This window comes from Metabacillus rhizolycopersici, assembly GCF_020075705.1.
This window is the reverse complement of sequence record NZ_JAIQUM010000193.1, coordinates 1-1,770: the sequence shown is the minus strand read 5'-3', so window position 1 is coordinate 1,770 and position 1,770 is coordinate 1. Positions and strand designations below refer to the sequence as shown.

Annotated in this window: 1 protein-coding gene and 1 pseudogene; both read right to left on the bottom strand. The window is 33.0% G+C overall.

All coding sequences use genetic code 11. From position 1 onward, the window contains the following. Positions 1-211 precede the first annotated feature (211 nt). Entirely contained in the window at positions 212-1,333 is a 1,122-nt protein-coding gene (locus tag K9V48_RS27850) for a GerAB/ArcD/ProY family transporter (protein WP_224142295.1), read from the bottom strand. A gap of 297 nt (positions 1,334-1,630) precedes the next feature. Continuing rightward, positions 1,631-1,770: pseudogene (locus K9V48_RS27845) on the bottom strand (DDE-type integrase/transposase/recombinase); the annotation flags it as partial.

Below are 1,770 nucleotides of genomic sequence, written 5' to 3'. Positions count from 1 at the left end.
TAAAGGATTCTACACCGTCGAGATAAGCGTTAACAGCCGTTAATTTTGTTTCTAAAGAATATTTGGTCATAAAAAACTGCACCTCCAATTGTTAGTTGTGTCTAACAATTGGGGTGCAGTTCAGATTTAAGGATCCTTTTTCAATGCCGATAACGTCTCATTATGTTAACTGGATTTGTATAGAGTATTCATGCGATCCTTGGAATCTTGTTCAATGAACTGGCACTTTAGCTGCTTTAGAAGCAGATCGTTTTTTCTTTATTTTTCCGAAAATTAACAATAACAACGGAAGAAAAAAACAAATCGTTAAGGAATAAGGAGTCCACGTTATTGCTATAAAGTTACGATAATCTACTATATCTGGATGTGAAAAGATTGAAAAGGTAAGGATTAAAAATCCTAATGGAAATAGTAAGATTTTATAACTTTTCAATCCAAGGACTTGAGCTAATCCAAGAGAGAGCCCATAATAACAAATCGTCAGCTTAAAATATATAGTAAAAATCCAAATGATGGCGACAATTACTTCGATCCGTTCTAAAAAATTTCCAATACTTATTTTTCTTCCTAATGTATAAGATGGATAGGATTGTCTTGCGGTAATGTCAGCACCCAATACTAAAATACTGAAAATAATTAGAATGGTCAGGACGCTTCCTCCAATTAATGCTCCTTTATAAAAGGCTTTTTTCATTTCTTTTTTTTCAGTTACATACGGTGTGATCATTAATAAGATCACAAACTGTGCATAGGGGAGTGCTATATTTTCATATGAACCCTTAATGATTGGTTTCATGCCTTCTCCAAAAATAGGTTGTATATTTTCCAATTTAATTTGGGGGATAAGAAATAAGAATAATAGTAAAAGCAGTAAGATGATCCAAGGGAAAAATATTAACATTGAACGGCAGATGACTTCTAATCCTAAATGTACACCCACTATGCTTGTCAATAACAACATAATCATAATCATTTGGATCGGTGTTTCAACCAATATTTGTGTCGTAAAAAAACTTCCCATTTCTCTAATAAGATAAGAAGAAAGGTGAAATAGATAAAAAAGAAATAGCAGTGCTGCAGTTTTGCCAATCCATTTACCTAATATTTTTTCATTCAATTCGACATAAGTTACGGATGGATATATGGCATCTAATTGGGTAGTTATGAATACAAAAAATAAACCAATGAGAAACATTAGAGAAGAAGCTATCCAGGCATCCTGTTTTGCTATCGTTGTAAGTGGAGCAGGTAAAGTAAGGATCGAACCTCCTATCGTAAATACGATCACTAATATAAGAAACTCACCGGCGTTAATTTTTCTCTTTTCGAGCATGATTACCTCCAACATTATTAGTTAACATTTATTATTCCAATAAATCCCTATATTTATTAACTAAACTAAGAGTGGCTAAAGTCGAGGATAATTAAATTCCTACATCGTGTGTCTAGCTTAATTAGCAGTATAAAAAGAAAAAGGATCTTCCAATTAAAGATCTTTTTTTTAATGCCGATAAGCGTGATTATGTGAACAAAAAAGAGGTTAAGACGTTATACGTTATAAATCGGTTCTGGTGCAAAGGTTGCATTTCTTTGAAAGAGGTATATAGACTCCTAATGGAATCTGTTCTTATGCAGCCTTATGATTTCTTGTTTTGCTTAAATAAAAATCAATCGTATTTCCTTCTGAATCAACGGCACGATATAGGTACATCCATTGACCATTGACTTTTACATACGTCTCATCGACTCGCCAAGAATCATTGGTTGGCT